The 22,866-nt window shown below is 61.9% G+C and carries 20 protein-coding genes; 11 read left to right on the top strand and 9 right to left on the bottom strand.

Annotated features, from left to right (window positions below; all coding sequences use genetic code 11):
• Positions 1-215 precede the first annotated feature (215 nt).
• On the bottom strand, positions 216-1,217 hold the full coding sequence (gap, locus tag AC3ISR_RS22730; RefSeq protein ID WP_192299486.1) for a type I glyceraldehyde-3-phosphate dehydrogenase: 1,002 nt from the start codon (positions 1,215-1,217) through the stop codon (positions 216-218).
• Positions 1,218-1,438: 221 nt separating this feature from the next.
• On the opposite strand from gap, the gene edd reads away from it, so the two are divergent.
• The 4 genes from edd to AC3ISR_RS22710 all read left to right on the top strand — a co-directional run bounded on the left by edd (position 1,439) and on the right by AC3ISR_RS22710 (position 6,555).
• Positions 1,439-3,265: a phosphogluconate dehydratase gene (gene edd, locus AC3ISR_RS22725; protein WP_463984113.1), complete on the top strand. Its 1,827-nt coding sequence runs from the start codon at positions 1,439-1,441 to the stop codon at positions 3,263-3,265.
• Complete coding sequence (locus tag AC3ISR_RS22720; RefSeq protein ID WP_305391457.1) at positions 3,262-4,218, top strand: glucokinase; 957 nt, start codon at positions 3,262-3,264, stop codon at positions 4,216-4,218. The genes edd and AC3ISR_RS22720 overlap by 4 nt, the downstream gene beginning before the upstream one ends.
• Before the next feature lie 143 nt (positions 4,219-4,361).
• A complete protein-coding gene (locus tag AC3ISR_RS22715; RefSeq protein WP_463984112.1) occupies positions 4,362-5,096 on the top strand; it encodes a response regulator in 735 nt (244 codons plus the stop codon).
• Positions 5,086-6,555, top strand: coding sequence for an ATP-binding protein (locus AC3ISR_RS22710; RefSeq protein ID WP_192299482.1), 1,470 nt, complete (start codon positions 5,086-5,088; stop codon positions 6,553-6,555). The genes AC3ISR_RS22715 and AC3ISR_RS22710 overlap by 11 nt, the downstream gene beginning before the upstream one ends.
• A gap of 126 nt (positions 6,556-6,681) precedes the next feature.
• Here the strand turns inward: AC3ISR_RS22710 and AC3ISR_RS22705 are convergent, their stop codons facing one another.
• A complete protein-coding gene (locus AC3ISR_RS22705) occupies positions 6,682-7,611 on the bottom strand; it encodes an AraC family transcriptional regulator (protein ID WP_192299481.1) in 930 nt (309 codons plus the stop codon).
• A gap of 328 nt (positions 7,612-7,939) precedes the next feature.
• Between AC3ISR_RS22705 and AC3ISR_RS22700 the strand changes: the two genes are divergently transcribed.
• Positions 7,940-8,281 carry an antibiotic biosynthesis monooxygenase family protein gene (locus tag AC3ISR_RS22700; protein WP_192299480.1) on the top strand — a complete coding sequence of 114 codons (342 nt, stop codon included), beginning with the start codon at positions 7,940-7,942 and terminating at the stop codon, positions 8,279-8,281.
• Between the two features lie 12 nt (positions 8,282-8,293).
• Positions 8,294-8,572 carry a hypothetical protein gene (locus AC3ISR_RS22695; RefSeq protein ID WP_192299479.1) on the top strand — a complete coding sequence of 93 codons (279 nt, stop codon included), beginning with the start codon at positions 8,294-8,296 and terminating at the stop codon, positions 8,570-8,572.
• Between the two features lie 159 nt (positions 8,573-8,731).
• Here AC3ISR_RS22695 and AC3ISR_RS22690 read toward each other — a convergent pair whose 3' ends face one another.
• On the bottom strand, positions 8,732-9,364 hold the full coding sequence (locus tag AC3ISR_RS22690) for a flavin reductase family protein (RefSeq protein WP_192299478.1): 633 nt from the start codon (positions 9,362-9,364) through the stop codon (positions 8,732-8,734).
• 196 nt (positions 9,365-9,560) lie between these two features.
• Here AC3ISR_RS22690 and AC3ISR_RS22685 point away from each other — a divergent pair, with 196 nt between their 5' ends.
• Positions 9,561-10,322: a COG4705 family protein gene (locus AC3ISR_RS22685; RefSeq protein ID WP_192299477.1), complete on the top strand. Its 762-nt coding sequence runs from the start codon at positions 9,561-9,563 to the stop codon at positions 10,320-10,322.
• 127 nt (positions 10,323-10,449) lie between these two features.
• On the opposite strand, the gene AC3ISR_RS22680 is transcribed toward AC3ISR_RS22685, so the two are convergent.
• From AC3ISR_RS22680 to AC3ISR_RS22665, 4 genes are all read right to left on the bottom strand, one after another.
• Positions 10,450-11,769: an MFS transporter gene (locus AC3ISR_RS22680; RefSeq protein ID WP_192299476.1), complete on the bottom strand. Its 1,320-nt coding sequence runs from the start codon at positions 11,767-11,769 to the stop codon at positions 10,450-10,452.
• Between the two features lie 281 nt (positions 11,770-12,050).
• Complete coding sequence (locus AC3ISR_RS22675) at positions 12,051-13,376, bottom strand: sigma-54-dependent transcriptional regulator (protein WP_463984111.1); 1,326 nt, start codon at positions 13,374-13,376, stop codon at positions 12,051-12,053.
• Positions 13,370-15,136, bottom strand: coding sequence for an ATP-binding protein (locus tag AC3ISR_RS22670; protein ID WP_192299474.1), 1,767 nt, complete (start codon positions 15,134-15,136; stop codon positions 13,370-13,372). The genes AC3ISR_RS22675 and AC3ISR_RS22670 overlap by 7 nt, the downstream gene beginning before the upstream one ends.
• A 151-nt stretch (positions 15,137-15,287) precedes the next feature.
• Positions 15,288-16,811, bottom strand: coding sequence for a fumarate hydratase (locus tag AC3ISR_RS22665; protein WP_016971118.1), 1,524 nt, complete (start codon positions 16,809-16,811; stop codon positions 15,288-15,290).
• Positions 16,812-17,028: 217 nt separating this feature from the next.
• On the opposite strand from AC3ISR_RS22665, the gene AC3ISR_RS22660 reads away from it, so the two are divergent.
• Together AC3ISR_RS22660 and AC3ISR_RS22655 are read left to right on the top strand one after the other, a co-directional pair.
• On the top strand, positions 17,029-17,961 hold the full coding sequence (locus tag AC3ISR_RS22660) for an iron-sulfur-binding ferredoxin reductase (RefSeq protein ID WP_192299473.1): 933 nt from the start codon (positions 17,029-17,031) through the stop codon (positions 17,959-17,961).
• A 30-nt stretch (positions 17,962-17,991) separates the two neighbouring features.
• Positions 17,992-18,741 carry an enoyl-CoA hydratase-related protein gene (locus tag AC3ISR_RS22655; RefSeq protein ID WP_192299472.1) on the top strand — a complete coding sequence of 250 codons (750 nt, stop codon included), beginning with the start codon at positions 17,992-17,994 and terminating at the stop codon, positions 18,739-18,741.
• 145 nt (positions 18,742-18,886) lie between these two features.
• Here the strand turns inward: AC3ISR_RS22655 and pyk are convergent, their stop codons facing one another.
• Entirely contained in the window at positions 18,887-20,338 is a 1,452-nt protein-coding gene (gene pyk / locus AC3ISR_RS22650) for a pyruvate kinase (protein WP_192299471.1), read from the bottom strand.
• 173 nt (positions 20,339-20,511) lie between these two features.
• Between pyk and AC3ISR_RS22645 the strand changes: the two genes are divergently transcribed.
• Both AC3ISR_RS22645 and AC3ISR_RS22640 read left to right on the top strand, forming a co-directional pair.
• Positions 20,512-20,886 (top strand): tol-pal system YbgF family protein, encoded by a 375-nt coding sequence (locus AC3ISR_RS22645; protein ID WP_192299470.1) that lies wholly within the window; start codon positions 20,512-20,514, stop codon positions 20,884-20,886.
• A 226-nt stretch (positions 20,887-21,112) separates the two neighbouring features.
• On the top strand, positions 21,113-21,472 hold the full coding sequence (locus AC3ISR_RS22640) for a PilZ domain-containing protein (protein WP_192299469.1): 360 nt from the start codon (positions 21,113-21,115) through the stop codon (positions 21,470-21,472).
• A gap of 60 nt (positions 21,473-21,532) precedes the next feature.
• On the opposite strand, the gene AC3ISR_RS22635 is transcribed toward AC3ISR_RS22640, so the two are convergent.
• Positions 21,533-22,864 (bottom strand): DUF58 domain-containing protein, encoded by a 1,332-nt coding sequence (locus tag AC3ISR_RS22635; RefSeq protein ID WP_192299468.1) that lies wholly within the window; start codon positions 22,862-22,864, stop codon positions 21,533-21,535.
• Positions 22,865-22,866 lie beyond the last annotated feature (2 nt).

Raw genomic sequence — 22,866 nt, 5'->3', positions numbered from 1 at the left:
ATAATGCTTATCATCAACTTAAATGGCAAGTAGCACTTTCTGCGGGTTTGCGCCGAAGCAAGGAGGTTGCACACAACCCATGTGGGAGCGGGCTTGCTCGCGAATACAATCTGTCAGTTGATAAAGATGTCGACTGACCCACCGCCTTCGCGAGCAAGCCCGCTCCCACACAAGCCCCACACAAGCCAACTCCCGTGGGGATTTCTACTGGGCCGTTATTCGGCGTTGCACAGCGCCAGGCAGTTATCCAGCATACGGTTGGAGAACCCCCACTCGTTGTCATACCAGGCCAGCACTTTCAGCAATTTGCCAGTGGACTTGGTGTGATTGGCATCGAAAATCGACGACAACGGGTTGTGGTTGAAGTCGCTCGAAACCAGCGGCAGGGTGTTGTAACCGAGGATTTTCGAGTGCTGGCTGGCTTCCTTGAGCAGCGCGTTGACTTCTTCGGCCGTGGCTTCCTTCTTCAACTGCACGGTGAGGTCGACCAGCGACACGTTGATCACCGGCACACGCACGGCCATGCCGGTCAGCTTGCCTGCCAGTTCCGGCAGCACCAGGCCGACGGCTTCGGCGGCGCCGGTCTTGCTCGGGATCATGTTCTGGGTGGCCGACCGCGCGCGGTACGGGTCGGTGTGGTAGACGTCGGTCAGGTTCTGGTCGTTGGTGTAGGCATGAATGGTGGTCATCAGGCCGCTTTCGATGCCCAGTTCGCGGTGCAATACCTGGGCAACCGGCGCCAGGCAGTTGGTGGTGCACGAGGCGTTGGAGATGATCTGGTGGGATTGGCGCAGAATGTCGTGGTTCACCCCGTAGACGACGGTGGCGTCCGCGCCCTTGGCCGGTGCGGAAATGATCACCTTGCGTGCGCCGGCGGTAATATGGGCGGCAGCCTTGGCGCGGTCGGTGAACAGGCCGGTGCATTCGAACACCACGTCGATATTCAGCGCGGCCCACGGCAGTTCGGCCGGGTTGCGAATGGCACTGACAGCGATCCGGTCACCATTGACGGTCAGGCTTTCCTGATCGTGGGCGACCTCTGCTTCGAAAGTGCCATGTACGGTGTCGAATTTGAGCAGGTGGGCGTTGATCGAACTGTCGCCCAGATCGTTGATGGCGACGATCTGCAAATCCTGGCGGTAGCCTTGGGTATACAGTGCGCGCAGGACATTACGGCCGATACGGCCAAAACCATTGATTGCGATACGAAGAGTCATTGGAAAGTGCCTGTCGTCGATTTGTTGTAAGAATTACAAGATTATTCGCATAAAAATAGAAAACAAGCCTTTTTAGTGGCAATATTTTGTTCAATCTACAACGAGTGACCTGAATCAACTGGTCCGATGATTCAAACGACACCCTGCCATCCCATGGTTAGCGGGCGTTTGATCAGCATAGACACTCAGGTCGCCACATCCGTTAGCCTGGAGTTCTACACATGCATCCCCGCGTTCTTGAGGTCACCGAACGGCTTATCGCCCGTAGCCGCGCCACCCGCGAGGCTTACCTTTCGCTCATTCGCGGCGCAGCCAGCGACGGTCCGATGCGCGGCAAGCTGCAATGCGCCAACTTCGCCCACGGCGTGGCCGGTTGCGGCACTGAAGATAAAAATAGTCTGCGCATGATGAATGCCGCCAACGTGGCAATTGTTTCGTCATATAACGACATGCTCTCGGCGCACCAGCCGTACGAACATTTCCCTGAACAGATCAAGAAAGCCCTGCGCGAAGTGGGCTCGGTCGGCCAGTTCGCCGGCGGCACCCCCGCCATGTGCGACGGCGTGACCCAGGGCGAGCCCGGCATGGAGCTGAGCCTGCTCAGCCGCGAAGTGATTGCGATGTCCACGGCGGTAGCGCTGTCCCACAACATGTTCGACGCCGCGCTGATGCTGGGCATCTGCGACAAGATCGTCCCCGGCCTGATGATGGGCGCGCTGCGCTACGGTCACCTGCCGATGATTTTCGTGCCCGGCGGGCCGATGCCGTCCGGTATCTCCAACAAGCAGAAAGCCGACGTGCGCCAGCGCTACGCCGAAGGCAAGGCGACCCGCGAAGAACTGCTGGAATCGGAGATGAAGTCCTATCACAGCCCCGGCACCTGCACCTTCTACGGCACCGCCAACACCAACCAATTGCTGATGGAAGTGATGGGCCTGCACCTGCCCGGCGCCTCGTTCGTCAACCCGTACACGCCGCTGCGTGACGCGCTGACCCGCGAAGCCGCGCACCAGGTCACGCGCCTGACCAAGGCCAACGGCAACTTCATGCCGATTGGCGAGATCGTCGACGAGAAGTCCATCGTCAACTCGATCATTGCCCTCAACGCCACTGGCGGCTCGACCAACCACACCCTGCACATGCCGGCGATCGCCATGTCGGCGGGCATCATCCTGACCTGGGACGACATGGCCGACCTCTCCGAGGTGGTGCCGACCCTGTCCCACGTGTATCCAAACGGCAAGGCCGACATCAACCACTTCCAGGCGGCTGGCGGCATGTCGTTCCTGATCCGCGAACTGCTCGAAGCCGGCCTGCTCCACGAAGACGTCAACACCGTGGCGGGCAAGGGGCTGAGCCGCTACACCCAGGAACCGTTCCTGGTCGACGGCGAGCTGATCTGGCGCGACGGCCCGATCGAGAGCCTCGACGAAAGCATCCTGCGCCCCGTGGCCCGCGCGTTCTCGCCGGAGGGTGGCTTGCGCGTGATGGAAGGCAACCTCGGCCGTGGCGTGATGAAAGTCTCGGCCGTGGCCCCTGAGCACCAGATCGTTGAAGCGCCGGCGGTGGTGTTCCAGGATCAGCAAGACCTCGCCGATGCCTTCAAGGCCGGCCAGTTGGAAAAAGACTTCGTCGCGGTGATGCGCTTCCAGGGCCCGCGCTCCAACGGCATGCCCGAACTGCACAAGATGACCCCGTTCCTCGGCGTGTTGCAGGACCGTGGTTTCAAGGTTGCGTTGGTGACAGACGGGCGCATGTCCGGCGCCTCGGGTAAGATTCCCGCCGCGATCCACGTCAACCCCGAAGCCCAGAGCGGCGGGCCACTGGCGCGGGTGCGTGATGGCGATATTATTCGCGTGGATGGCGTCAAAGGCACCTTGGAGCTCAAGGTGGACGCCGAAGAATTTGCAGCGCGCGCGCCGGCCACGGGCCTTCTGGGCAATAACGTGGGAGCCGGTCGCGAGCTGTTTGCATTTATGCGCTTGGCCGCAAGCTCCGCAGAGCAGGGCGCCAGCGCCTTTACCTCTGCCCTGGAGACGCTTAAGTGAAGCTTGCGCTGGTCGGTGATATTGGTGGAACCAACGCGCGTTTTGCGTTGTGGCGCGATCAGGAGCTGCATTCGATCCGCGTGCATGCAACGGCGGACTATGCCAGCCCTGAGGATGCGATCAAGGTTTACCTCAAGGAAGAAGGCCTGCACATCGGCGACATCGGCGCGGTGTGCCTGTCGGTGGCCGGTCCCGTGAGTGGCGATGAATTCAAGTTCACCAACAACCATTGGCGCTTGAGCAGGGCGGCTTTCTGCAAGGCCTTGCAGGTAGACGAACTGCTGCTGGTCAATGACTTCTCGGCCATGGCCCTCGGCATGACCCGCCTCAAACCCGGCGAATTCCGCGTGGTCTGCGAAGGCACGCCGGAACCGTTGCGCCCGGCGGTAGTGATCGGCCCGGGCACCGGCCTGGGCGTCGGCACGCTGCTGGACCTGGGGGGCGGGCGTTTTGCCGCGCTGCCGGGGGAGGGCGGCCATGTCGACCTGCCATTGAGCAGCCCGCGAGAGACCCAGCTGTGGCAGCACATCTACTCTGAAATCGGCCATGTCAGCGCCGAAACCGCCTTGAGCGGCGGCGGCTTGCCGCGTCTGTACCGGGCGATTTGTGCCGTCGACGGGCATACCCCGGTGCTGGAAACCCCCGAAGCCATCACGGCCGCAGGCCTGGCCGGCGACCCGGTGGCGATGGAAGTGTTGGACCAGTTCAGCATCTGGCTGGGCCGCGTGGCCGGCAACAACGTGCTGACCACGGGCGGGCGCGGTGGTGTGTATATCGTGGGCGGGGTGATACCGAGGTTTGCCGACTTCTTTATCGCCAGCGGTTTCGCCAAGAGCTTTCGCGACAAAGGCTGCATGAGTGACTATTTCAAAGGTATTCCGGTGTGGTTGGTGACGGCTCCTTATTCCGGGTTGACTGGCGCGGGCGTGGCGCTTGAACAGGCTTTTGCGTAGGCCGCGATGGCCTCTTCGCGAGCAAGCCCGCTCCCACATCCTGGCGTGTGAACACCTTCAAGTGTGGGAGCGGGCTTGCCCGCGAAGGGGGCCTCAAGGGCAACAAATGACTTAAGCTTGGCCATAACAACAAGGAGGCCCCCGTGAGCGTAATCAGTAAATCCATTCTCCTCGTCGACGACGACCAGGAAATCCGCGAATTGCTGCAGACCTACCTCAGTCGCGCCGGCTTCCAGGTGCGTGGCGTGCCGGATGGCGCGGGGTTCCGCCAGGCGATGAACGAGGCGCCGTACGACCTGGTCATCCTCGATGTGATGCTGCCGGACGAAGACGGTTTCAGCCTTTGCCGCTGGATCCGCCAGCACCCGCGCCAGGCGCAGGTGCCGATCATCATGCTCACCGCCAGCTCAGACGAAACCGACCGTGTGATCGGCCTGGAACTGGGCGCCGACGATTACATCGGCAAGCCGTTCAGCCCGCGCGAGCTGCAAGCGCGGATCAAGGCGCTGTTGCGCCGTGCACAGTTCGGCCAGGAACAACGCGGCAGCAGCGATGTGCTGGCGTTCGATGAGTGGCGCCTGGACATGATCAGCCACCGGCTGTTCCACGTAGACGGCGAAGAAGTGATCCTCTCCGGCGCCGACTTTGCGCTGCTCAAATTGTTTCTCGATCACCCGCAACAGATCCTCGACCGCGACACCATCGGCAACGCCACCCGTGGCCGCGACCTGATGCCGTTGGACCGTATCGTCGACATGGCCGTCAGCCGCCTGCGCCAACGCCTGCGCGATACCGAAAAACCGCCGAGGCTGATCCGTACCGTGCGTGGCAGCGGTTATCAACTGGCAGCCAGCGTGGTTGCCGGCAATGCCCACTGAACATCTGAGCGAACGCCGTCGCCGCTTCCCGGTACCGCGCTCGCTGCTGGGGCGCATGCTGCTGCTGACCTTGCTGGTGGTGTTGTTTGCCCAGGCGCTGTCGAGCGTGATCTGGGTCTCGCAACTGCGCGCCACCCAGCTTGAAGGCCTGGTCACCAGTGCCCGCAGCCTGGCGCACTCGATGACGGCCAGCGTGAGTTATTTCCGTTCGTTGCCGGTGGCCTATCGCCCGTTGGTCCTCGACCAATTGCGCAGCATGGGCGGCACACGGTTCGTGGTGACGCTCAACGATCGGCCGCTGGACATGCAGGTCTTGCCGCAAACTCCGCGCAAACAGGCGGTACTGGAGGCGGTGGATGAAGTGCTGCGCCAGACCCTGGGCGCCGACGTGCATATCTCGGTGGAATTCGTCAGCGCCGAAGACCTGCGCATCTTCAACGCCGGTTTGAAACTCGACGAGTTGCCACGCTCATGGGCGCATTACGCGCTGACCCTGGAGCCGGTGAACCCGCCGGTGCTGGTCACCCAGATCCAGCTCGCCCCTGGCGAGTGGCTGTACATCGCCTCACTGCTGCCCGAGCCCTACACCAGCCTTGAAGAACAGGGCCTGCCATCCCAGCAAGTGTGGTTTATCGTGCTCACCAGCGGCTTCTTGCTGCTGTTTATCGGCCTGCTGGTGCACTGGCAAAGCCGGCCGCTCAAGCGCCTGGCGCGGGCGGCGCGGGACATGTCCCTGGGCGCCGACGTCGAACCCGTGGCCGAAGGCGGCGGCAGTGAAGTGGTCGAAGTGGGCCGCGCCTTCAACGCTATGCGCGAGCGCATCAGCCGTTACCTGACCGAGCGCAGCCAGTTGTTCAGCGCTATTTCCCACGACTTGCGCACCCCGATCACACGCCTGCGCCTGCGTGTGGAGTTGCTTGAGGACGAAAACCTGCAAGCCAAGTTCGGCCGCGACCTGGATGAATTGGAGTTGCTGGTCAAAGGTGCGCTGCAGTGCGTGAAAGACACCGACATCCACGAAAACATCGAGCCGGTGGACCTCAACCACGTGCTCGACTGCCTGGTCGAGCCGTACCTGGCGCCGAACGGCAACGGCCGCGTGACCCAGCACGGTCGTGCGCTGAGCACCTATCCGGGCAAGCCGCTGGCGCTCAAGCGCTGCATCGGCAACCTGATCGACAATGCGTTGAAGTACGGGCAGAACGCGCATTTGCACATCGAGGACGATGGCGCGCAGTTCATCCTGCATGTGGATGATGAAGGGCCGGGCGTGCCGGAGCAGCGCTTGGAGCAGGTGTTTGAGCCGCACTTCCGCTTGGCTGGGCAGCAGCAGGGGTACGGGCTGGGGTTGGGGATTGCGCGCAATATTGCCCACAGTCATGGCGGCGAGGTGAGTCTGCAGAATCTGCGCGAGGGGGGGCTGCGCGTGACCCTCCAGCTACCTCGTGGCCTGGATTAAAAAACGCCGCAGATCAAAATGTGGGAGCGGGCTTGCTCGCGAATGCAGTGGATCAGTGAATATATTTTTGACTGACACACCGCATTCGCGAGCAAGCCCGCTCCCACATTTTTGATCTCTATTGAATCAGATGCTTTGGCGCAGTCTGGCCAGGTCTCTCAAAGGCGGCGCGCCGAATAACCGGCTGTATTCGCGGCTGAACTGCGACGGGCTTTCATACCCCACCCGATACCCCGCCGCCGAGGCTTCCAGCCCTTCGGCAATCATCAGTCGGCGCGCCTCCTGTAACCGCAGCTGCTTCTGATATTGCAGCGGGCTCATGGCGGTAATCGCCTTGAACCGATGGTGCAAGGTCGAGACGCTGAGGTTCACTTCCTTGGCCAGGTCATCGATGCGCAGCGGCTGTTCATAGTTGCTGTTCAACCAGGTGATCGCCTGGCTGACCCGATGACTCTGACTGTTGGCCACGGCGATTTCATACAGGCGATAGCCCTGCGGCCCACGCAACAAACGGTAGAGGATTTCCCGGTTGATCAGCGGCGCGAGCATGGCGATGTCTTTGGGCGTATCCAGCAGGCGCGCCAGGCGCAGCACCGCGTCGAGCAACGGGTTGTCGATGCGGTCGACGTACATGCCGCGGGCGGTCGGACGCGACGGCACACCCATCGGCCCGGCTTCGGCGATCAGCGCGGTGAGTTGCGCCGGGTCGATATTGATGCGCACCGACAGGTTCGGGTCTTCGGGCGTGGCATCGATGATCCGCCCGGCGACCGGCATGGCGACCGAGAACACCAGGTAATTGAGCGGGTCATAGGCAAAGATTTCATCGGCCAGGCGCACTTCCTTGCTGCCACTGGCGAGGATGCACAACGCGGGCTCCACCAGCACCGGCATAAAGTCGCGTGGGGTGTTGTGGCGGTTCAGGTAGAGCGAAGTGATCGCGGTGCCGTAGGAACCGTCCTCCCAGGTGTGCCGGTGGACGATGCTGGCCAGTTCGGCACGCTGTTTTTCCATCTCGGCATCGAGGGGCGTGGACTGATGTTCAGCTGACGACATGGGGCGTCCTCTACAGGCTTTTTTGATGGGCTCAGCTTAGCGGCGACTTTTCAAAAAGTGTTACGTCGATTCTGCACAATCCTTGCCTGATCCTGCGATACGTCACGAATCAGGCAAGCAGCGGGGCTGTCATCTGCCTGAAACACTGAGTCTGCGGTGCTCATCTCTCCAGCGCCCCGGACCTGCGCACTACGCTTCTCGCAGGATTGTGCAATAAGCCGGCAGGAATAGACTAACCGCGCCGAGCGCCGCGCCGTTATCTTTGATCCTGTGGCAACACGCCCTCACCGTGCTTGCCGAGCATCACTTCTCAACGGGAGAGTCGAACATGTCCACCCCCATTCCCGCGAGCCATATGGCCTTTATCCGCGCCCGCAGCGGGTGCAGCACCGAACTCGGTGCACGCTTGAGCAGTTTGATCGAACCGGGCCGCCAGGCTCAGGGTTGCCTGCAATTCTCGTTGCAGCAGTCCCAGGTTGACGCCGATGTGTGGCTGGTCTCGGGCTTCTGGAGCAGCGAGCAGGCGATGAGCCTCTACTTCAACTCACCGGCCTTGATGATCTTCACTGAGCTGTTGAACGACATGGTGATCCGCAGTATGGATTTCCAGACATTCACCGATGCATCCGCCGCCAACGCCTATGGCGAGTACCTGCAACTTGCCGGCTAAATCAGGTTTAGAATGGCCGACTTTCCATTGGCCAGGACCTGCAACATGGCACGTAAAGAGTTTGCCCACCACGAAGCCGTTTCCGCCGTAGTGCCGGGAGAGGGTGGCTACAGCGCCGCCGTCGCCGTGAAGGCACTGGATGGCATGGGCGCACCGCGCTTTCACAAGATCCTTGATGGACAGAAGTTCAAGACGGCGTCCGATGCTGACGATGCGGCGGCACTGCAGCTTGAGCGGTTGATTGCTGTGGATGAAGAAGGTCAGCTGTCCTGGGCGCCTGCCACAGTCTAAATAACACTGCTGATCCAAAGGTGGGAGAGGGTTTGTGTGGGAGCGGGCTTGCTCGCGAATGCAGTCTGTCAGTTGATAAAGATGTCGACTGATACACCGCCTTCGCGAGCAAGCCCGCTCCCACACAAGCCCTCTCCCACAGTTTTGATCGCATTTCAGTCAGGGTTTGGTGGCCCCTGGGCGGTACATCTTGAACAGGGCTTCCGGGCCCAACTGGAAGTAATCTGCCGGCCCACCGCCACGCAAGATCGGCTCGGCGGCGGCCGTGTCGTAGACGCCATCCTTGAGCAACCACTTGGCAATATGCACCGCGACCACCTCGCCGAGCACCAGCCAGCTCGGCACCCGTTCCTTGTCGGCCCGTTGCAGCTGAATAATCTGCGTCACCTTGCATTCAAACGACACCGGGCTCTCGCCGACCCGTGGCACGGCAACGATTTTCGAAGCCACCGGCGTCAGCCCGGACAACTCGAATTCATTCACCTCAGGCGATACCGCTGCGCAACTCTGGTTCATCTGCTCGGCCAGCGGGCGGGTCGCCAGGTTCCACACGAACTCGCCGGTCTGCTCGATATTGTTCAGGCTGTCTTTGCGCCCGACGCTGGAAAACCCAATGATCGGCGGAATGTAGTTGAACGCATTGAAGAAGCTGTAAGGCGCCAGGTTCAAGCGGCCTTCACGGTCCTGGGAGGAAATCCAGCCGATGGGCCGTGGGCCGACGATGGCATTGAACGGGTCATGGGGCAGGCCGTGGCCGTTGGCGGGTTCGTAGAAGTGGATGTCGTCGGGCATGGCCGGGGTTCCTGCGATTGAGTGCGGTGAGGTGGCCATACTGCAAGGCATGGCGGTGAATTTCCATCGGCGATATGGAATTTTCATACAGCGCCCACCTATTTTTCACAGCTACACGTTCAGTCTGCGCGGCAGGTCGACGCCCCCTCATAAGTCGGCCAGTTCAAAGACTGAGCATTGGAGCTTTTTACCCCCCATGAACAAACTTCCTCAGATCACCCTGGCGTTCTGGGTCATGAAAATCTGCGCAACCACCCTGGGCGAAACCGCCGGGGATTTGCTCTCGATGACCCTGAATGTCGGCTACGCCCTCAGTTCGATGATCTTGATCAGCGTGTTCCTTGTCACCCTGGTGACGCAACTCTGGTCGAAAACCTACAACCCGGTGCTGTACTGGATCGTGATTCTGTCCACCAGCACGGCCGGCACCACCATGTCGGACTTTATGGACCGTACCTTGGGCCTGGGCTACGCAACGGGGTCGATGATCCTGATTGTGATCCTGATGATCATCTTCGCGATGTGGCACCTGAGCGGCGATTCGCTGAACGTGAACAAGGTGCAGACGTTCCGTGGCGAGTTGTTCTACTGGATGGCGATTCTGTTTTCCAACACCCTGGGCACCGCACTGGGCGACTTCCTGGCGGACGATTCGGGGCTGGGTTTTGCCGGCGGTGCGTTGTTGATCGGCTCGACCATTGCGGCCGTGGTGGCGCTCAAGTACTTCACGCGGATCTCGTCGGTGTTGTTGTTCTGGGTGGCGTTTGTGTTGACCCGCCCGTTTGGCGCGACACTGGGCGACTTCCTCACCAAACCCCATGAAAAGGGCGGGCTGGATTTCGGCACGATTGGCTCGTCGGCGGTGCTGGCGGCGGTGTTGGTGGTGATGATTGTCGGGGCGTCGTATGCGCAACGGCGGTATGGACGTGACCGCATTAGCCCGGCGATACAAAACTAAAATGTGGGAGCGGGCTTGCTCGCGAATGCGGTGGATCAGTCAAAATATCTGTGTCTGATACACCGCATTCGCGAGCAAGCCCGCTCCCACACAAGCCCGCTCCCACATTTAGAACTGCATTCAGCTGTTAGTCAGTGGTAATCCGCGAATGCTTGCGCGTGTCCTTCATGGTCACGTAGACCACCAGCGACACCGCGATGCACGCAGTCACATACCAGTAGTAACCGGTTTCCATGCCGATGCTCTTGAACCACAGCGCAATGTATTCAGCCGTACCGCCGAAGATCGACACCGTCAGCGCATACGGCAGGCCCACGCCCAATGCACGGATTTCAGTAGGGAACAGTTCGGCCTTCACCACCGCGTTGATCGAGGTGTAGCCGCTGACGATGATCAGCGCGGCCATGATCAGGAAGAACGCGCCCCACCAGGTCTGGATGGTGTGCAGGGTTGTGAGGATCGGTACGGTACACAGGGTGCCGAGGATACCGAAGGCGATCAGGATCGGCCGCCGGCCAACCTTGTCCGACAGGGCGCCGACCAGGGGTTGGATGCACATGAACAGAAACAGCGTCGCCGCCGAAATGGTGGTGGAGTCGGAAATGCTCATGCCGACGGTGTTCACCAGGTATTTCTGCATGTAGGTGGTGTAGGTGTAGAACGCCAGCGTGCCGCCCATGGTCAGGCCGACCACGGTCAATACTTCCTTGGGGTGACGCAGCAAGGTGCGCATCGCGCTTTCCTTGGCTTTTTCCTTCTTGGTGAACGACTCGGTTTCTTCCATGCCGCGACGCAGGTACAGCGCAACGACCGCGCACAGCGCGCCGATGGCGAACGGGATGCGCCAGCCCCAGGCGTACAGCTGCTCGGTGGTGAGCACTTGTTGCAGCACGATCAATACCGCCAGGGCAATGAGCTGGCCGGAAATCAGGGTCACGTACTGGAAGCTGGAGAAGAAACCGCGACGTTCCTTGGTCGCCATTTCACTCAGGTAGGTCGCGGAGGTGCCGTACTCGCCACCCACGGACAGGCCTTGCAGCAAGCGCGCGAGCACCAACAGGATGGGGGCGCCGATGCCGATGGTGTCATAGCCCGGCGTCAGGGCGATCAGCAACGAACCGAAGCACATCAACAGTACCGAGGCCATCAACGCGGCCTTGCGGCCTTTGTAGTCGGCGTACATGCCCATCAACCAGCCGCCGATCGGCCGCATGATGAAGCCCACGGCAAAGATCGCGGCGGTGTTCATCAGTTGCGCGGTGGAGGAACCGGCGGGAAAAAAGGCTTTGGCGAAGTACAGCGAGAATGCCGCGTAGACGTACCAGTCGTACCACTCGACCATGTTGCCGACCGAGCCGCTGAAGATCGATTTGATCCGGCTGGAGGTGGTGCGTTCTTTTGCCGGCGCGGCCGCCGACCCAAGAGGCAGGGCGTTGGAGTTATCCATTGAAGGATCCTTCATCTAGTTGTTTTTATGGAGCGTGCCTGGGCACAGCCTGGTTGGGGCTATAGCAGGAGCTGTGCCAGGTGGATGAAGGCCCGGTCTAGAAGGGTTTAGCGGATTTTTTGAGCGGAAAGTCGCTGATGTTTTGTGAGGGGTGAGCGGAAATCCGCTTATGGCGGTTGGCCTTTTCGCGGGCAAGCCCGCTCCCACAGCTGACCGAGTTCCAAATTTGGAATGCAGTCAGTGTGGGAGCGGGCTTGCCCGCGAAGACGGCCCGAAGGTCGCTAGAGAAACATCTCCCGCACCAACCCATGGCGCTGCATCTTTTCATTGAAGGTGCGCCGCGGCAGTTGCAGCTCCGCCAGCACCGCCTTGATGTCACCTTTGTGCCGCGTCAACGCCGCCTTCAAGCAATGGGCTTCGAACGCTTCCTGCTGCGCCGCCAACGATTGCCCGGCCTCGATGCCTTCCTGCTCCGGCTCGCCCAACCCCAGCACCTGGCGTTCGGCGACGTTGGCCAGCTCGCGCACATTGCCCGGCCAGTCGTGGCTGAGCAGGCGCCCCAACTGCGCGCCGCTCAAGGGCTCGATACTGCGGCCGAGGCGCTCGGCGGCACTGTGTGCAAAGTGGTCGAACAACAGCGGAATATCTTCACGCCGCTCACGCAACGGTGGCAGGCGCAGTTGCGCGACGTTCAACCGATAGGCCAGGTCTTCACGGAAACGCCCGGCGCGCGCTTCTTCCAGCAGATCGGGTTTGGTCGCGGCAATAATGCGCAAATCCACGTGGATGCTCTGGTTGGAGCCCAAGCGCTCCAGCTTCTGCTCCTGCAACACTCGCAGCAGCTTGACCTGCTGGGCCAGGGGCATGCTTTCGATTTCATCCAGGAACAGCGTGCCGCCGTGGGCGTATTCCAGTTTGCCGATGCGTTTGCCCTGAGCGCCGGTAAACGCGCCGCTTTCATGGCCGAACAGCTCGGCCTCAAACAGTTGCTCGGGGATCGCCGCGCAGTTGAGCGCCACAAACGGCTTTTTCGCGCGCGGGCCGAAATCATGCAGGCAGCGCGCAACCAGCTCCTTGCCGCTGCCGGTCTCGCCGCGAATCAGTACATTGACCGGCAAGCCTGCCAGGTCCAACACCTGGCGACGCAGGTTCTGCAACCCCCGGGACACGCCGAGCAGGCTCGATTCAAGCTGGGCCTTGTGGTCAGCCTGTTGATGCAGGCGCCGGTTTTCCAGGATCAGCCCGCGCTTGTCCAACGCCCGGCGCAGGCTGTTGAGCAGGGCGTCGGGGCTGAAGGGTTTTTCCAGAAAGTCGTAGGCACCGTCGCGCATGGCTTCCACCGCCATCGGCACATCGCCGTGGCCGGTGAGCAGGATCACCGGCAGGTCGGCATCGCGGCGTTGCACTTCGGCGAGCAACTCCAGGCCGCTGAGGCCGGGCATGCGCACATCGCTGAGGATCACGCCGGGGAAGTCCCTGGGCAACTGCGCCAGGCATGCCTCGGCGCGGCTGAACAGCTGCACCTCAAAGCCCGACAGGCTCAACCACTGCTCCACGGCCGTGCGGATGCTGGCTTCGTCATCGACCACAATCACCGCGTTCAACATAGGTCGGGCGTCTCCAGCGCGATTGGCAGCGTCAGGGTAAACACCGCGCCGTCGCCACGGTTGCCGGCGATCAGGCGCCCGCCCAATTCGTGCACGATGGCGTAGGACACCGCCAGCCCCAGGCCCAGCCCATCACCCACCGGCTTGGTGGTGAAGAAGGGGTCGAACACGCTGTTCAGGTGTTCTTCGGCGATCCCGCCGCCGCTGTCGCTGACGGTCAGTTGCCACAGCTGCTGGTCGGCGTGCAGGCGGATTTCCAGGCGTTTGCGCGGCTTGTCGGCCATGGCGTCGAGGGCATTGCGCAGCAGGTTGATCAGCACCTGTTCCAGGCGGATCGCGTCGCCGCGGACCCAGGCCGGGCGGGTCAGGTCGAGTACCACGCCGATGCCTTCGTCACGCAGGCGTGCGTCGAGCAGGTGCAGGGATTGGTCGACCACCATCGCCAGGTCCAGGCGTTCGCGCAGGCCGCTGGGGCTCTTGCGGGCGAAGGTCTTGAGGTGGCCGGTGAGCGCGGCCATGCGTGTGAGCATTTCGTCCAGCGGGGTCAGGGCCTTGTAGGCATCGTCCACGCGGCCGTGGTCGAGCAACAGGCGCAGGGTGGCCAACTGCATGCGCTGGGCGGTCAGGGGCTGGTTGATCTCATGGGCGAGGGCGGCGGACATCTGCCCCAGCGCCGCCAGCTTGGCCGATTGCACCAGGCCATCCTGGGCGGTGCGCAGCGCCTGGGTGCGTTCTTCCACCAGGCGCTCCAGCTCCTCGCGGCTGCGCTGGCGCAACCGGGCCAGGCGCCAGCGCTGCGTGAGGAACAACACCAGGAACACCAGGGCCAGCCAGGAGCCCGCGGCGGCCAGGCCGGCGTTGCGCTGGTCTTCAAAGGCGAATTGCGGTTTGCGCAGCAGGTGCAGGGTCCAGCCTTCGGCTTTGAGCGGCAGGGATTCCCAGATGTAATTGGCGTTGCCATCGGGGCCGTTGACGCGCATCAGGTGGCTGTTGTCGTCAAAGCGCTGCAAGGGCTGGGTGTCCAGCGGTTCCAGGTGTTTCTTGTCGTATTGGCGGGTGGCCTTGAGTTCGGCCAGGTCGGTTTCCGACAGCGGTCGCAGGTTGCGGTAACGCCAGCCTGGCTGATTGGCGATAAACACGATGCCGCGCGCGTCACTGACCAACAACAGGTCGTTGCCCTGGGCCCATTCGCGCTCGAGCTCGGGGAATTCCAGCTTGACCACCATGGCGCCGAGGAACTGCTCGTGTTCATCCACCACCGCGCTGGAAAGGAAGTAGCCCGGCACGCCTGTGGTCACCCCCACCGCGTAGAAGCGTCCCGTGCCCTGGCTTTTGGTCTGGCTGAAATACGGCCGGAACGCGTAGTTGTGCCCGACATAACTGCTCGGCAGGTTCCAGTTGCTGGCAGCCACCGCGAGGCCGTTGCGGTCCATCAACTCCAGGGTCGATGACTGTGCGGCGCCGTTGATGCGTTCCAGTTTGCGGTTGAGCACATCCTGGGTTGCGGGCTCCAGCGGGCCTTTCAACGCGCTGATCATTTCCGAGTCCAGCGCCAGCACGGCGGGCAGGGCGCGGTAGCGTTCGATCAGGGTGTGCAGGGAATTGGCGTACAGCGCGAGTTGCTGATTCGCACGAGCCGCATCGTCCACCAGGGCTTGGCGTTCGGCGTGGCGGGTGGCCAAGGCGGCGGCCAACAGCGCACCGGCGATGATCAACAGGGAATAGAAGGTCAGGCGCAGGGGGCGAGGGATCACGATCATACGGTGATGAACAGGCGCAGTGAGGGGAGTGCACCATATCATGCGTGCCTTGAATCTTGTGACGAATGGGTGTGTGTGGGAGCGTGCCAGCCATAAAAAAGGCGACTGGGCCGTGTAGCCGCAGTCGCCATTTTTTTTGGCAGGAAAGTGCTTATTGCACTTCTACCGCCAGGCTTTCACTGATCTTTTTCTGCCAGATGGCAGGACCGGTGATGTGCACGGATTCGCCCTTGCTGTCGACTGCAACGGTGACCGGCATGTCTTTGACGTCGAACTCGTAGATCGCTTCCATACCCAGTTCGGCGAACGCAACCACGCGCGACTTCTTGATGGCTTGCGCCACCAGGTAGGCAGCACCGCCGACGGCCATCAGGTACACGGCCTTGTGGTCCTTGATCGCTTCGATCGCAGTCGGGCCGCGCTCGGATTTGCCGATCATGCCCAACAGGCCGGTTTGCTCGAGGATCTGGCGGGTGAACTTGTCCATCCGCGTCGCGGTGGTCGGGCCAGCCGGGCCAACCACTTCTTCGCGCACCGGATCAACCGGGCCGACGTAGTAGATGAAACGACCCTTGAGGTCCACCGGCAGGGTTTCGCCCTTGTTCAGCATCTCGACCATGCGCTTGTGCGCGGCGTCGCGGCCGGTGAGCATTTTGCCGTTGAGCAACACGGTTTCGCCCGGCTGCCAGCTCTGCACTTCTTCCGGGGTCAGGGTGTCGAGGTTGACGCGACGGGCCGATGGGCCGGCTTCCCAGACGATTTCCGGGTAGGCGTCCAGCGGTGGCGCTTCCAGCGACGCCGGGCCCGAACCGTCGAGCACGAAGTGCGCGTGACGGGTGGCGGCGCAGTTGGGGATCATGCACACCGGCAGGGAGGCAGCGTGGGTCGGGTAGTCCATGATCTTCACGTCGAGCACGGTGGTCAGGCCACCCAGGCCCTGGGCGCCGATGCCCAGTTGGTTGACCTTCTCGAACAGCTCCAGGCGCATCTCTTCGATACGGTTCTGCGGGCCGCGCTTTTTCAGCTCGTGGATGTCGATGGATTCCATCAACACTTCCTTGGCCATCACCGCGGCTTTCTCGGCGGTGCCGCCGATGCCGATACCGAGCATGCCCGGTGGGCACCAGCCGGCGCCCATGGTCGGAACGGTCTTGAGCACCCAGTCGACGATCGAGTCGGACGGGTTGAGCATGGCCATTTTCGATTTGTTCTCGGAACCGCCACCCTTGGCCGCCACGTCCACTTCCACGGTGTTACCCGGGACGATGGAGTAGTGGATGACCGCAGGGGTGTTGTCCTTGGTGTTTTTACGCGCGCCTGCCGGGTCGGCGAGGATCGATGCACGCAGGACGTTTTCCGGCAGGTTGTAGGCGCGACGCACGCCTTCGTTGATCATGTCGTCCAGGCCCATGGTGGCGCCATCCCAACGTACGTCCATGCCTACGCGCACGAACACGGTAACGATACCGGTGTCCTGGCAGATCGGGCGATGGCCGGTGGCGCACATGCGCGAGTTGATCAGGATCTGGGCGATGGAGTCACGGGCCGCTGGCGATTCTTCGCGCAGGTAGGCTTCGTGCATGGCCTGGATGAAATCAACGGGGTGGTAGTAGGAAATGAATTGCAGGGCGTCGGCAACGCTCTGAATCAGGTCGTCTTGCTTGATCACGGTCATGAGTCGCGCTCCTCTATAAGGGAACATTCAATAAAGGTGGCTTCAGTGGGGTGCATCGGTCGGCTGAAGCCACCTTTCCAAGGCACGCCAATGGTGCAGGCGCGACGCTAAAAAGGCGCGGCAGTATAACCCGGCACGGTGGCCGATACACCCGACTATGGTCAAACTGTCGCAGGCATGATTCCCTGTGCCCATCCCCTGTGATTGAGACCTTTATATGCCTGAACTGCACGTCGGCGAACGCCACTGGTCGGTCGCCACCGGCAGCAATCTGTTGGATGCGTTGAATCAGGCGGGTGTGGCGGTGCCCTACAGTTGCCGCGCCGGCAGTTGCCATGCGTGTCTGGTGCGGTGTACCGGCGAGGTTTCCGATCGGCAGCCGGATGCCTTGAGCCCGGCCCAACGCCTGGAGGGTTGGCGGTTGGCCTGTCAGTGCCAAGTCAGCGCGGATCTGCGTGTCGAAACCTTTGATCCGGTGCGTGACGGTTTGGCGGCGCAGGTCGTGGGCGTCGATTGGTTGAGCTCGACGGTGCTGCGCCTGCGTCTGCAACCGGAACGTGGGCTGCGCTATCGCGCCGGCCAGCATCTGGTGGTGTGGGCGGGGCAGGTGGCGCGGCCTTACTCGCTGGCGAGTTTGCCGCAGGAGGACCCGTTCCTGGAGTTTCACCTCGACTGCCGTCAGCCTGGGGAATTCACCGATATTGCCCGTCAGTTGCAACTCGGCGACGGTTTGCGTCTGGGCGAGTTGCGTGGCGGCGCGTTGCAATATGATCCGGACTGGCAAGCCCGACCGTTGTGGCTGCTGGCGTCGGGCACGGGCCTGGGCCCATTGTGGGGGGTATTGCGTGAGGCGCTGCGCCAGGATCACCAGGGCGCCATCCGCGTGATTCACCAGGCCCATGATGTCGCCGGGCATTACCTGGCCGAACCCCTGGCAGCGCTGGCCGCGCAGCATCCGAACTTGACGGTGGAGCTGTGGACGGCGGCGCAGGCGACCCAGGCATTGGCGCAACTGCGGCTTGTTTCGCGGCAAACCTTGGCCTTACTCTGCGGACACCCCGCCCATGTCGACGCGTTCTCCAAGCGCCTGTTCCTGGCGGGCCTGCCGCGCAATCAACTGCTGGCCGACGTGTTCCTGCCCCGTGGTTGAGCGCTGAACTCCACAGCCGCGAGAATCGCCATGACCGACGCCATCCTGCAGCACCGCGAACGTGGGCTGCTGACCTTGCAGCTCAATCGCCCCGACAAGAAAAACGCCCTGACCCGTGGGATGTACACACAGTTGGCCAAGGCGCTGGAGTTGGCCGATGCAGATCCAGCCATTCATGCGGTGCTGATCCAGGGCAGCAGCGAGTGTTTTACCGCCGGCAATGACATCGGTGACTTCCTCGAGCAACCGCCTGCCGACCTCGACAGCCCGCCGTTTCACTTCATGCAAAGCCTGCTCAACTGCCGCAAACCGGTGATCGCCGCAGTGGCGGGCGCGGCGGTGGGGATCGGCACCACGCTATTGCTGCATTGCGACCTGGTCTATGTCAGCCGGGATGCGCGGTTGCGCATGCCGTTCGTCAACCTGGGGCTGTGTCCGGAGTTTGGCTCGAGCCTGATCCTGCCGCGACTGCTGGGGCATGCGAAGGCGGCAGAACTGTTGCTGTTGGGTGAGGGGTTCAGCGGTGAGCAGGCGGCGGCGTGGGGGATTGCGACCGAGGCGCTGGGCAGTGGCGAAGCGGCGTTGGCCAAGGCGCGGGAAGTGGCTGCGCGTTTCGAGACGCTGGCGCCGGGGGCGGTGCAGGTGACCAAGCAGTTGATGAAAAGCGTGGATCGCGAGCAGTTGCGGCGGGTGATTGAGGAGGAGGGCGCGTTGTTTACCCAGCGGTTGAGGTCGCCGGAGGCGGTTGCGGCGTTGTCGGCCTTTATCACTGGGCGATGATGCTTGGGTGATTGGTCTGGCCTCAAGGGGATCGCGGTCAAACTGTGGGAGCGGGCTTGCCCGCGATGAGGTCCTCTGTCGCCACACAAAAACCCAGGCATAAAAAAGCCCCGAACCAGTCGGGGCTTTTTCATTCAGCAGTCACTCAGACCATTGGGTCGCCAACGTGCAGAATCTTCATGCCGTTGGTGCCGCCAGTGGTGTGGTAGCTGTCGCCCTTGGTCAGGATGACCCAGTCGCCTTTTTCCACGACGCCGCGCTTGACCAACTCGTCGATGGCCGCCTGGCTGACTTCGTGCGGCGGCAGCGATGCCGGGTCGAACGGCACGGTGTACACACCACGGAACATCGCCGCGCGGGCCTGGGCTTCGCGGTGTGGGGTGAACGCGTAGATCGGCACCGAAGAACGGATGCGCGACATGATCAACGGCGTGTAGCCACTTTCGGTCAAGGCGATGATCGCCTTCACGCCCGGGAAGTGGTTGGCGGTGTACATGGCCGCCAGGGCGATGCTCTGGTCGCAGCTTTCAAACTCTTTGCCGATGCGGTGGCTGGAGGTCTTGCTGGTCGGGTGCTTTTCAGCGCCGACGCAGATACGCGCCATCGCTTGCACGGCTTCCAGTGGGTACGGGCCGGCGGCACTTTCAGCCGAGAGCATCACGGCGTCGGTGTAGTCGAGCACGGCGTTGGCCACGTCGGACACTTCGGCGCGGGTCGGCATCGGGTTCTGGATCATCGACTCCATCATCTGGGTCGCCACGATCACCGCTTTGTTGTGGCGGCGTGCGTGCAGGATGATCTTCTTCTGGATACCGATCAGCTCGGCGTCACCGATTTCCACACCGAGGTCGCCACGGGCAACCATCACGGCGTCGGAAGCCTTGATCAGGCCATCGAGGGTTTCGTCATCGGCCACGGCTTCGGCGCGTTCGATCTTCGCCACCAGCCAGGCGGTGCCGCCGGCTTCGTCGCGCAGTTTACGGGCGTATTCCATGTCGGCTGCGTCGCGCGGGAAGGACACGGCGAGGTAGTCCACTTCCATTTCAGCGGCGAGCTTGATGTCGGCCTTGTCTTTTTCAGTCAGGGCAGGAGCGGTCAGACCACCGCCGCGCCGGTTGATGCCTTTGTGGTCCGACAGCGGGCCGCCGATAATCACGGTGCAGTGCAGTTCGGTCGGGGTAGCGGTGTCGACGCGCATGACCACGCGGCCGTCATCCAGCAGCAGTTCGTCGCCGACGCCGCAATCCTTGACCAGGTCCGGGTAATCGATACCCACGACTTGCTGGTTGCCTTCGGTCAGCGGGTGGCTGGTGGAGAAGGTGAACTGGTCACCGATCTTCAGCTCGATGCGCTTGTTGGCGAATTTGGCGATACGGATTTTCGGGCCTTGCAGGTCACCCAGCAACGCCACGAAACGGCCATGCTTGGCCGCGAGGTCACGCACCAGCTTGGCACGAGCCTTGTGCTCGTCCGGGGTGCCGTGGGAGAAGTTCAGACGGGCGACGTCCAAACCAGCCAGAATCAGCTGTTCGAGGACTTCCGGCGAGTTGCTGGCCGGGCCAAGGGTGGCGACGATTTTGGTACGACGGACGGACATGCACAGACTCCTGAGTTCAAGCGCTGAGGAAGGCTACTATGCTCTTTCGTTGTAGTCATTGTTCGTTTGCACTACTTATCGACGATTGACTTGTTTTCGCGGCGGCTGATTACGAACAACCTTGAAGATTTTCGACGAGGGGTCGATACATTGCACAAGACAGGAGAACCCTCATGCGAATTTTGCTCGTTGCCGCCCTGGCCGTCAGTGTTGTCGGCTGCACCCGCTGGTCGATGGACCACCATTTGAACAACGCTTATCGCGCCTACAAGGTCGGCGATTGCGAGCGCGTCACCCTGGAATTGTCCCAGGTCGACCGCGAGAGCCGTACCCGGCGTTATGTGCAGCCGGAGGTCTCGATGTTGCGTGGGCAGTGCCTGGAGCGCCAGAAATTGTTTGTCGACGCTGTGCAGACCTATCAGTTCATCATCAATCAGTATCCGTCGAGTGAGTACGCCTACCGTGCCCGCGCGCGGCTCGATACCTTGCAACAGCTAGGGCACTACCCTGGAGCAAGCACCGCCCAGACGCGCCCGGCCTCGCTATGATGACATTCGTCATTTAATAACTGGCCCGTTGCCAGTCTTGGGCTATCCTTCGGATGTTCGTTTGTACAAGTTTCTATTCGAACGAATGAATGACCCGGATTCGGCAGTTGTCTGGTGACACAAGGTTGTATGTTGTCACTCCGATATCCAGGGAGAGCGAGAGATACGCGCTCGTTCCGAATCACTGGCACGGCCAGATTAATGGCCATTGGATGGCGATCTCACCATGTTTACTGACCGACGGATCGAGCGGCATCAGCTACCTTGTTTTCTGCAAGTATTCAACCGCCTCACTGACAAGCCCATCGGCTTTTTGGGTAACGTCTCGGCAGACGGGCTTATGTTGATCAGCCTGCTGCCCATGATGGTCGACGCGGACTTCGAGTTGCGCTTGAAGATTCCCGTGCCTGGCGACACCTTTGAGGCCATTGACCTGACGGCGACCTGCTTGTGGAGTCATGAAGACATCAACCCGCAGCATTACGATTCCGGGTTCAGGGTGCTCCAGGCGCCCGAGGAATATGGGCAACTGATCAGCGTATTGATGCATTACTTCAGTTTCGATCCTTTGCAGGCTTCAGCCTAGCTATCGCGTGCTGTCGGCCCGGTTGGGGACTGCCCCTTGCCGAGGCCGTGCGCTCTGTTCTCAGAGTACGCCCGCTTTCTTCCAGCCCAGGTAGCGTGTCACCAGGGCTGGGCCAAGCTCCGATGGTGGAGTGTCCAATACCGACAGGCCATGGGCGCTCAAGCGGTCATGCAGTTCATCCCGGGTATTGAGGTAGTCGACGGTGCCGCTGTAGGCCAGGGCTTCGGGCAAGGTTTGCACGGGGACCTGGCGCAGTTGGTCGAGTACTTCCTCGCGCAGGCTGGCCACCAGCACCCGGTGTTGGCGGCCGATGCGCTTGGCCGCGGTCAACAAAGCCTCATCGTCCTCATCCCGAAGGTTGGTGACCACAATCACCAGGGCGCGGCGTTTTTGTCGGGCCAGCAGTTGGCTGGCCGCGGCCTCGTAGTCGGCTGTGCGTCGTGTCGTGTCCAGGTCGTAGACTGCGTTGAGCAGCAGGTTCAACTGGCTGCTGCCCTTGACCGGTGCCAGGTAGCGCGACTGTTCACCGGCAAAGGTGCATAAGCCCACCGCATCGCCCTGGCGCAAGGCTACATAGCTGAGCAGCAGGCAGGCATTCAGCGCATGGTCGAAGTGCGACAGCTCGTCGTCCTGGCTGCGCATGCGTCGGCCGCAATCAAGCAAGAACACGATTTGTTGGTCGCGCTCATCCTGATATTCCCGGGCGATCGGTGTGCGTTGCCGTGCAGTCGCCTTCCAGTCGATCTGGCGCAGGCTGTCGCCCTCGCGAAATTCGCGCAGTTGATGAAACTCCAGCCCCAATCCGCGTCGCTGATGCTGCCGAACGCCCAACTGGCTCAGCCAGTTGTCCACTCCCAGGAGCTGTGCACCATAGAGTCGGGCGAAATCCGGGTAGACACGTGTGGCGTCGTTGACGTCGATCAAGCGCCGCACCGCCCATAGCCCAAGGTGGCTCGGCAGGTGCACCTCGCAACGAGTGAAAGTGAAATGCCCGCGCCGCAAGGGGCGCAGGCGATACCCCAGCTCACTGCGTTCACCTGGTCGCAGCGCGATGGACTGCGGCATGTTCTCTACGCTCAGGCCGTCGGGAGCATGGTCGAATACCTGCACGGTCAGGGGCTGTGGCGAGTCGTGTTCCAGCGTCAGGCGCACCTCGCCCCAGCGGCCCAGCGCCAGGCTGCCTGGCATCTGCCGTTGCACGCGTGGGGAAGGGCGACGGCGCAGGCGCGCGGCATCCAGCAACGCCAGTAGCAAAAGCGCCAGCAGCAGGCCCCAGGCTATCGAGTACAGGGTGTCGGGCACCTTGAACTGCAACGCGGTCGCCGCGCCGAGCAGGGTGTTCAGGCCAAGCAGTACTGCGAGCCAGGTCAACAGCAGGCGGGTCGGTTTCATGG

The organism is Pseudomonas sp. GL_117 (assembly GCF_057835125.1).
The sequence above is the reverse complement of the archived record's forward strand: the minus strand, read 5'-3'. Positions and strand labels throughout refer to the sequence as shown.

Excerpts from the sequence above, each read along its gene's own strand:
- edd (WP_463984113.1), top strand. The coding sequence starts at position 1,439 with ATGCATCCCCGCGTTCTTGAGGTCACCGAACGGCTTATCGCCCGTAGC.
- AC3ISR_RS22710 (WP_192299482.1), top strand. The coding sequence starts at position 5,086 with ATGCCCACTGAACATCTGAGCGAACGCCGTCGCCGCTTCCCGGTACCG.
- gap (WP_192299486.1), bottom strand. The coding sequence starts at position 1,217 with ATGACTCTTCGTATCGCAATCAATGGTTTTGGCCGTATCGGCCGTAAT.
- AC3ISR_RS22655 (WP_192299472.1), top strand. The coding sequence starts at position 17,992 with ATGACCGACGCCATCCTGCAGCACCGCGAACGTGGGCTGCTGACCTTG.
- AC3ISR_RS22670 (WP_192299474.1), bottom strand. The coding sequence starts at position 15,136 with ATGATCGTGATCCCTCGCCCCCTGCGCCTGACCTTCTATTCCCTGTTG.
- AC3ISR_RS22635 (WP_192299468.1), bottom strand. The coding sequence starts at position 22,864 with ATGAAACCGACCCGCCTGCTGTTGACCTGGCTCGCAGTACTGCTTGGC.
- AC3ISR_RS22645 (WP_192299470.1), top strand. The coding sequence starts at position 20,512 with ATGCGAATTTTGCTCGTTGCCGCCCTGGCCGTCAGTGTTGTCGGCTGC.
- AC3ISR_RS22690 (WP_192299478.1), bottom strand. The coding sequence starts at position 9,364 with ATGCCCGACGACATCCACTTCTACGAACCCGCCAACGGCCACGGCCTG.
- AC3ISR_RS22705 (WP_192299481.1), bottom strand. The coding sequence starts at position 7,611 with ATGTCGTCAGCTGAACATCAGTCCACGCCCCTCGATGCCGAGATGGAA.
- AC3ISR_RS22660 (WP_192299473.1), top strand. The coding sequence starts at position 17,029 with ATGCCTGAACTGCACGTCGGCGAACGCCACTGGTCGGTCGCCACCGGC.
- AC3ISR_RS22700 (WP_192299480.1), top strand. The coding sequence starts at position 7,940 with ATGTCCACCCCCATTCCCGCGAGCCATATGGCCTTTATCCGCGCCCGC.
- AC3ISR_RS22695 (WP_192299479.1), top strand. The coding sequence starts at position 8,294 with ATGGCCGACTTTCCATTGGCCAGGACCTGCAACATGGCACGTAAAGAG.
- AC3ISR_RS22680 (WP_192299476.1), bottom strand. The coding sequence starts at position 11,769 with ATGGATAACTCCAACGCCCTGCCTCTTGGGTCGGCGGCCGCGCCGGCA.
- AC3ISR_RS22665 (WP_016971118.1), bottom strand. The coding sequence starts at position 16,811 with ATGACCGTGATCAAGCAAGACGACCTGATTCAGAGCGTTGCCGACGCC.
- AC3ISR_RS22685 (WP_192299477.1), top strand. The coding sequence starts at position 9,561 with ATGAACAAACTTCCTCAGATCACCCTGGCGTTCTGGGTCATGAAAATC.
- AC3ISR_RS22675 (WP_463984111.1), bottom strand. The coding sequence starts at position 13,376 with ATGTTGAACGCGGTGATTGTGGTCGATGACGAAGCCAGCATCCGCACG.
- AC3ISR_RS22640 (WP_192299469.1), top strand. The coding sequence starts at position 21,113 with ATGTTTACTGACCGACGGATCGAGCGGCATCAGCTACCTTGTTTTCTG.
- pyk (WP_192299471.1), bottom strand. The coding sequence starts at position 20,338 with ATGTCCGTCCGTCGTACCAAAATCGTCGCCACCCTTGGCCCGGCCAGC.